The sequence below is a fragment of the Nocardia sp. NPDC058497 genome (assembly GCF_042720195.1).
Taxonomy (GTDB): Bacteria; Actinomycetota; Actinomycetes; order Mycobacteriales; family Mycobacteriaceae; genus Nocardia.
The window spans coordinates 1-6,842 of sequence record NZ_JBHXMY010000325.1 but is presented as its reverse complement, the minus strand read 5'-3'; the positions used below and the strand labels follow the sequence as shown (position 1 = coordinate 6,842).

Here is a 6,842-nt window from a genome sequence, read left to right as displayed (position 1 = left end):
CCCGGGCCACCCTCTCGGTGGGGGAGAACGGCTCACGACCCCGCGGTGAGGCATCTCGCGACGCGTCAGAATGCGGTCGTCGACAACACATCGACTGCCTCCTCCAGTGAGCCGAGGCACCGACGTCCGGCGACGGCATCCGTCCAGCCGGGACCGGCGGGCAATATCGTGCCCTGACCGGCGTCGATCGCGGCGAATGTCGCGGTCCGGAGCGCCTGCGACCACAACACGACGATGGCGGGCCGGGATCGCCGTGACAACGCATGGCCGAGCGCGTCACCGGGGACATTCGCGCCGAGAAGCAGTGCGGCCGTGCCCTTCTCGGCCAGCGCGGCGCGCAACACCTCGAGCGGGAGCACGTGCTGCTCGCCCTCGGTACAGGCCAGGACAGCGACCGGTTCCCGATCGACTTCGGTCAGCAGCGGCACACAGCGGTGCAAGCTCGTCGTGATCGACCACGACAGCAGATGCTCGACGTCGATGTAGCCGTGGCCCTGTTGCTGCCGAGCGACGACGTGGTCGAAAGCGGGGCGGCACAACCGGTTCCAGGTGGCGACCACCCCGTGGTGGGTCACATGCGCCGAGATCAGTTCCAGCAGCCGGGCCACGTCCATGCGTTCCGCCGCGGTGATCACCGGGTCGACCGCGCCGAGCGTGGGTGCGGGCGACAGGACGGTGCGCGCTGCCCGCGCCGCGCTCGCCGGGGTGGCCCCGGCCTGGACCAGGTCCACCATTCTGGTGGCCACGGCCAGATCGGCGGCGGTGTAGTGGCGGTGCCGCCCCGCCAGATGGCGGCGCGGGCCGAGGTCGTATCGCCGGTTCCAGCTGCGCAGGGTGGCGACCGGAATTCCCAGCAGGCGCGCGACGGTCCCGACGGTGAGCTCCGTCGCCGCCGGTGGACCCTCCGGCCCGGCCGTCATCGCCGGTCCGTACCCCGTGCGACCATCCGTATGCTCCCGCGATGCTCGTAGACGGCAGCGGCCAGGCACAGCAGTCCCCACACCGAGGTGACCGCGAGGGTCTTCCCCCGCTCGGGCCGGCCTTTCAGGGCGTGGCCGAACACGATGGTGTCGGCGGCGTCGGACCCGATCCGCATGACCGCTGCCACCGCGCGGGCACGAGGACGGGACGCCGTCGCCAGAGCGATTCCGGAGATCACGTCGCGCAGTGCGACCGACCGGGCCAGGGTGCGCAGTTCGGGTTCCGCGCCGGTGCCGAGCCCGCTGGGCCGCAGGAGGATGTCGGGCCGGACGGTGACGGCGGCACCGTAGGCCGCGGTCGCGACGCCGAGGATTCGCGTCGGTGTGGTCGGGTTCATCGGGTCACCGCCCCGTCGAGCTCGGCCGGGTCCCGGTGGCACAGGATCAGTTGCAGCGTGTCGAGGTATCCAGAGCGGAATCCGGCTTCGGAGTAGGCCAGGTAGAGCCGCCACATCCGCTGGAACACCTCGTCGAAGCCCAGTGCGCCGACCCGATCGGCGGCGGCGGTGAAGCGGTCCTGCCACAGGCGCAGCGTGTGCGCGTAGTGCTGTCCCATCGCCGCCCGATCCGCGAGCTCGAGGTCGGTGTGGCGTGAGACCAGCTGCGCCAGCAACTCTTCCGAGGGCAGGAACCCGCCGGGGAAGATGTACTTCTGGACCCAGGTGTGTGTCGCGCGACCGGCCTGCATCCGGTCATGCGGCATGGTGATGACTTGCACGGCCACGCGCCCACCCGGCGCGAGGACCCGTTCGAGGACCGTCAGATAGCCGGGCAGATATTCGTAGCCCACCGCTTCGATCATCTCCACCGAGATCACCGCGTCATACCGGCCGTCGACCTCTCGGTAGTCACACAGTTCGATCGACACCCGGTCGGTCAGCCCGGCCTCGGCCACGCGTGCGAGAGCCAGCCGCTGCTGTTGCGCCGAGAGCGTGACGGAGCGGACGGTCGCACCGCGCTGCGCGGCCCGGATGGCGAGTTCACCCCAGCCGGTGCCGATTTCGAGTACTGCGGTACCGGCACCGACTCCGGTGGCGTCGAGCAGCCGGTCGATCTTGGCGCGCTGGGCCACGGCAAGGTCGTCCCATACCGGGGCGGGGCTGAGCCGATCGAACAGCGCCGACGAGTAGGTCATGGTCTCGTCGAGGAACAGGGCGAAGAAGTCGTTGGACAGGTCGTAGTGGTGCGCGGCGTTGCTGCGAGCCCCGGCCCTGGTAGCCAGGGTCCGTGCGGGTCGTCCCGGCAGGACGAGGGATCGCAGAGTCTGGAGGGGCGCTGGGACAAGCTGTCTCAGGTCCGTGGCCAGCACAGTGAGCACTGCCGCCGGATCCGGCGCCGACCACTCACCCCGCATGTAGGACTCACCGAAGCCGATGAGTCCGGTGGCGCCGACGCGGGTGGCAAAGGCCTGCGGGTCGTGGAGCACCATCCGGGGGCTGGTCGGATCGTCGACGCCACCACCGAAGGTCGTGCCGTCGGGCAGTTCGACGCGCAGCGGAAGTCGTTGCACCGCACGCCGGAACAGTGCGTCAACGACCAGGCGACCCGCACCGGCACGGACGCCGCGGGGCACGTCGGCCAGGTACGCCCACCGGTCGGCGATCGGAGCGGATGCCGCGGGCTGTGTACCGCACGAGGAGATGGTCATGACAGAGCCTCCTGGGAAAGATGCCGTGTGCGCGACACGATCGGCAGACCCCGGCGCCACAGCCGCAGTCCTTGCCACCGAATCAGCGCGGCGATGCGCCAGGTTTCGAAGGGATGCGCGAGAATCGCGCGGGCCACGGTCCGGTGGGTCACGGGCAGGACGAGCCCGCGGACGGTGGCCTCGAAAGTGGTCCGGCCGTCCGGTCCCTCGAGCGCTATCGCCAGCTGTAGCCGAGTGCCGGGAACCGGGAGACGCAGCCGGTATCGCCCGGCCACCGGGTTGAACGGCGAGACGTAGAACTCCTTGGAGACAACGGGATTCGCCTCGGGTGACACGAGATAGCAGTGCCGTTCGCCGTAGGTGTTGTGTACTTCGGCGACCACACATCGCAGGGCACCGGTGTCGTCGTGGCACCAGAACACGGTGAGTGGGTTGAAGACATAGCCGAACACCCGCGCGTTGGCGAGCATCAGTATCTGCCCACCGCGCAGGTCGATGCCCCGGTGGGCCAGGTGGTCGACCACGTTGTCGCGCAGGGTGGCCGACGGATCACCGAGATGGTCGCGCGCGGCGAACCCCGCGAACGGCCGCAACAACCATGCCAGGGCCGGCATCTCGTCGAGATCGACGAGCCAGCTGTAACTGCGATAGGCGAACAGATGACGCACGGGTTCGCGGCGGGAGTGGCGAATCACGGTGCGTACCAGTCGGGCTCGGGTCATGTCGCCCCCGGGGTGACAGCGAGGCTCACCGAGGGGCGCGTGAGCCACTGTCCGCCGACGCGTTCGGCGGCGCGCAGTCCCGACAGTGCGCCGTCCTCGTGGAATCCCCACCCGTGGTAGGCGCCGGCGAAAGCCACGGTGTGGTCACCGATACTGGGCAGCCGCCGCCGGGCGACCATGGAGCGCGGCGTGTACTGCGGGTGCTCGTAGGTCATCCTGGCCAAGACGGCGTCGGGTGCCACCCGGTCGGCGTCGCCGAGGGTCACCAGGAACCGGCGGTCGGCACCGACGGGCAGGCGTTGCAGGCGGGTCAGGTCATAGCTCACGAGCACCCGGTCGGCTGTCGAATCACACTGCGGCAGCCGGTAGTTCCAAGAAGCACGAGCGCCGCTGCGACGCGGTAGCACCGAGTCGTCGGTGTGCAGGACGGTGTGGTTGGTCGAGTAGGTCAGTGCGGTGAGGATGTCGGATTCGGCGGCGGTCGGCGTCTCGAGCAGCCGCAACGCCTGGCCGGGATGGGTGGCGATCACGGCGACGTCGAAATGGTCAACCCGATCGGCGTCGTCGCGGACCGCGACCGCCCTTCCGGATCGGTGGACTGTCCGCACCGGCACTCCTGCCCGCACCTCGTGCATGTACGCGGCGATCGCTCGCACGTAGGTGGCCGAGCCGCCCGATACGGTCCGCCAGGTGGGCGAGCCGAACACGGTGAGCATGCCGTGGTGGTCGAGGAAGGTGAACAGGTAGCGGGCGGGGTAGCGCAGCGCGAGATCCGGCGGGCAGGACCACACCGCCGCCACCAGCGGCACCAGGAAATGCGCGGTGAAGTAGGCGGAAAACGCACCGACGCGCACGAACTCCCCCAGGGTGCGCAGGTCGTCGCCATCGGTGTCCAGTTCGGCGCGAGCGAGTCGGTGTAAGCGCGTGATCTCGCCGAGCATCCGCAGATACGGGCCGTTGACCAGCGTCCGTGGCGCCGGGAAGAGCCCCCGCAGACCTCTGGCGCCCGCGTACTCGAGCCCGCAGCCGTCGCAGCGGATCGACATCGACATGTCGGAGGTCTGCGTGCGCACTCCCAGTTCGCCGAACAATCGGAGCAGGGTGGGGTAGGTGCGGTCGTTGTGCACGATGAAGCCGGAATCCACGGCGAGCCACTCCCCCGAGCCGTCGGCACGCGTGTTCACCCGGTGGGTATGGGCGTGGCCGCCGAGGCGTGCGTCCGCTTCGTAGAGAACGACTTCACAGGTACGGGCCAGCACCCAGGCGGCGGTAAGACCGGCGACCCCACTGCCGACCACCGCGACGCGCCGCCGGCCGACGGTCATCGCCCGCCTCGCGGTTCGCGCGCGCCGCCGGCGTGCAGCCGGTCGGCCGATGTGGCGATACCGGCGACTCTTCGTCGACTGCGGGATGAGGTAGCGGTCATGGCGCCCTCCAGCGGTCCGTCGAACCGATGGACTGTCCGACTCACGCCTTCGACGCTATCATGAAAGCGATGCAGAAACGATGCAGCAGTGTAGGATGAGGACGAACAGGCAGGTGCGATCGATGATCAACTACCTTCCGACCTACCTCGACACGACGCTGGACCGCGCTGTGGTCCTCGGCTACAGCCGGATCGGCTTCCGATTACGGAGCAGAGCCTGGTCCCCGTTCCCACCGCAGGCACTGAAGGGCCGAACCGCCCTGGTCACCGGCGCGAACTCCGGCATCGGCAAGGCCATCGCCGCCGGATTGGCCGGACTCGGCGCGTCGGTCACCCTGGCGGTGCGCAATACCTCGCGCGGCGACGCGGCGGCGTCCGAGATCACCGCAGCTGTTCCCGATGCCGCGGTGCGGGTCGAACGGTGCGACGTCGCCGATCTCGCGGACGTGCGGGAGTTCGCCGCCGGCTTCCTCGGCAAGACCGATCGATTGGATGTGCTCGTCCACAACGCGGGCGTCATGCCCGCCGGCCGCGCCGAGAGCAAGCAGGGGCACGAGCTCTGCCTGGCCACCCACGTGCTCGGACCGCTACTGCTCACCGAGTTGCTCTCCCCCGCGATGGCGGGCGCGGCGGCTGCACAGGTGATCCTGATGTCCTCGGGCGGCATGTACACCCAGGCTCTGCATCCCGACGATCTCGAATACCGCACCGGCGACTACCACGGCGCCACCGCCTACGCACGGTCGAAGCGGATGCAGGTCGCGCTGACTCCCACACTGGCCGACCGCTATGCCGGAGAAGGCATTTCGGTCCATTGCATGCACCCCGGCTGGGTGGACACGCCGGGTGTCGCCACCTCGCTGCCGAAGTTTCGCGCACTCACGCGGCCACTGCTGCGCTCCCCCGCCGAAGGCGCGGACACCGCGATCTGGCTCGCCGCCACCGATGGCTTGCCGTCCGGAAGGTTCTGGCACGACCGAAGAATCCGGCGCGAGCATTACCTGCGACGCACCCGCGAAAGATCTGCCGACCGCAATCGCCTGTGGCAGTTCTGTGCCGCCGCGACCGGCGTCGCGATCGGGTGAACCCCCGCCCGGTCGGTCCTGGCGGCGTCGCGGCCAGCCCTCCACACTGATGCATTTTCGATGCATCCTCGGTACCTCCGCCCCCGCCTGCCGAGGAGTTGCAGCATGTGTGTGGCACGAGCCATCGAGGATCTGGCCCGCGCACAGCACGCCGCAGAACAAGCGGCAAGTACACGACAGCGCCGCGCTTTCGCCGCGGGAAGCGGGTTGCTCGCAGTGTTCGGTCGAGTCAGTGGCGCTCTTCGAGTCCAACAGCGTCCCGCAGCCGATCCGCAGCTGTTCGAAGCTCAGGATCGTTGAATGCCGAGGAAGCAAGTAGCGTGGCCAGGGCCTCGGCGATGACATTGAGTTTCTCTTGCGCGGCCTCGCTCGCACGGCGCCCGGCGTTTTCGAGCAGCACCACCAACAGCAGCGTGAAAACACTCGCAACGGTATGGATGGCAACTTGCCAGGTCTTGAGATCCGGCCACCACGGCACACTGATCAGCCACACCACGACGATTCCGGCGCAGACGAAAAAGAACGGAGCCTGACTGGCTCGAAGCTCCGCCTGCTCGACAAACCGGTCGAACATCGACCGGCGATCACCTTCGCCACGACTTCGCGCGGCCTCGCTGCGGCGCTCCATCACCAGATTCTAGTCGCATCTCACCGCTCTGAAGATCTGCGGACCTCAGCGGTCCCCAGCCACCTCACAAGCGGTCTCACCGTCCAAGCCGACGACCTGATGATCGGCTCACTGACCGGTTCGATCAGCGCGATAGGCATTTGCGGATGCTATCGGCTAGAGGCGTATCGCCGTACGGACGAGGTCGGCGACGGCTTTGGATCTACTGTGTGGTGGCCAGGCGATCACGGTGGTGACGGCCGGTGCGTCCGGCACCGGCACGGTGGCGTGATCGTCGCGTAGCTGGGCGCGGAGCGACTCGGGCACGACCGCGCAGGCCCGTCCGAGCGTGATCAGCTGGGTCAACTGGGTGT

7 protein-coding genes and 1 pseudogene are annotated in these 6,842 nt (G+C 68.8%); 1 reads left to right on the top strand and 7 read right to left on the bottom strand.

The features are described from left to right. Positions 1-65: 65 nt before the first annotated feature. Genes ACFWPJ_RS20680 through ACFWPJ_RS20660 form a run of 5 tightly spaced genes read right to left on the bottom strand, consistent with a single transcriptional unit; the run spans position 66 to position 4,675 of the window. Positions 66-920 (bottom strand): MerR family transcriptional regulator, encoded by an 855-nt coding sequence (locus ACFWPJ_RS20680; protein WP_378853657.1) that lies wholly within the window; start codon positions 918-920, stop codon positions 66-68. Next, positions 917-1,318 carry a hypothetical protein gene (locus tag ACFWPJ_RS20675; protein ID WP_378853655.1) on the bottom strand — a complete coding sequence of 134 codons (402 nt, stop codon included), beginning with the start codon at positions 1,316-1,318 and terminating at the stop codon, positions 917-919. Before ACFWPJ_RS20675 ends, ACFWPJ_RS20680 begins: the two co-directional genes overlap by 4 nt. Next, positions 1,315-2,628 carry a class I SAM-dependent methyltransferase gene (locus tag ACFWPJ_RS20670; protein ID WP_378853653.1) on the bottom strand — a complete coding sequence of 438 codons (1,314 nt, stop codon included), beginning with the start codon at positions 2,626-2,628 and terminating at the stop codon, positions 1,315-1,317. Before ACFWPJ_RS20670 ends, ACFWPJ_RS20675 begins: the two co-directional genes overlap by 4 nt. After that, positions 2,625-3,350 (bottom strand): DUF1365 domain-containing protein, encoded by a 726-nt coding sequence (locus tag ACFWPJ_RS20665; RefSeq protein WP_378853651.1) that lies wholly within the window; start codon positions 3,348-3,350, stop codon positions 2,625-2,627. Before ACFWPJ_RS20665 ends, ACFWPJ_RS20670 begins: the two co-directional genes overlap by 4 nt. Continuing rightward, positions 3,347-4,675 carry an NAD(P)/FAD-dependent oxidoreductase gene (locus ACFWPJ_RS20660; RefSeq protein ID WP_378853649.1) on the bottom strand — a complete coding sequence of 443 codons (1,329 nt, stop codon included), beginning with the start codon at positions 4,673-4,675 and terminating at the stop codon, positions 3,347-3,349. Before ACFWPJ_RS20660 ends, ACFWPJ_RS20665 begins: the two co-directional genes overlap by 4 nt. A 223-nt stretch (positions 4,676-4,898) precedes the next feature. On the opposite strand from ACFWPJ_RS20660, the gene ACFWPJ_RS20655 reads away from it, so the two are divergent. Further along, complete coding sequence (locus tag ACFWPJ_RS20655) at positions 4,899-5,861, top strand: SDR family NAD(P)-dependent oxidoreductase (RefSeq protein WP_378853647.1); 963 nt, start codon at positions 4,899-4,901, stop codon at positions 5,859-5,861. Positions 5,862-6,090: 229 nt separating this feature from the next. On the opposite strand, the gene ACFWPJ_RS20650 is transcribed toward ACFWPJ_RS20655, so the two are convergent. Both ACFWPJ_RS20650 and ACFWPJ_RS20645 read right to left on the bottom strand, forming a co-directional pair. Then, positions 6,091-6,489, bottom strand: coding sequence for a low affinity iron permease family protein (locus ACFWPJ_RS20650; protein WP_378853645.1), 399 nt, complete (start codon positions 6,487-6,489; stop codon positions 6,091-6,093). A gap of 156 nt (positions 6,490-6,645) precedes the next feature. Beyond that, positions 6,646-6,842, bottom strand: a pseudogene (locus ACFWPJ_RS20645) (LysR family transcriptional regulator); the annotation flags it as partial.

What these genes read in the sequence shown, in the direction of transcription:
- ACFWPJ_RS20680 (WP_378853657.1), bottom strand. Translation starts at nt 920, where the DNA reads ATGACGGCCGGGCCGGAGGGTCCACCGGCGGCGACGGAGCTCACCGTC.
- ACFWPJ_RS20675 (WP_378853655.1), bottom strand. Translation starts at nt 1,318, where the DNA reads ATGAACCCGACCACACCGACGCGAATCCTCGGCGTCGCGACCGCGGCC.
- ACFWPJ_RS20670 (WP_378853653.1), bottom strand. Translation starts at nt 2,628, where the DNA reads ATGACCATCTCCTCGTGCGGTACACAGCCCGCGGCATCCGCTCCGATC.
- ACFWPJ_RS20665 (WP_378853651.1), bottom strand. Translation starts at nt 3,350, where the DNA reads ATGACCCGAGCCCGACTGGTACGCACCGTGATTCGCCACTCCCGCCGC.
- ACFWPJ_RS20660 (WP_378853649.1), bottom strand. Translation starts at nt 4,675, where the DNA reads ATGACCGTCGGCCGGCGGCGCGTCGCGGTGGTCGGCAGTGGGGTCGCC.
- ACFWPJ_RS20655 (WP_378853647.1), top strand. Translation starts at nt 4,899, where the DNA reads ATGATCAACTACCTTCCGACCTACCTCGACACGACGCTGGACCGCGCT.
- ACFWPJ_RS20650 (WP_378853645.1), bottom strand. Translation starts at nt 6,489, where the DNA reads ATGGAGCGCCGCAGCGAGGCCGCGCGAAGTCGTGGCGAAGGTGATCGC.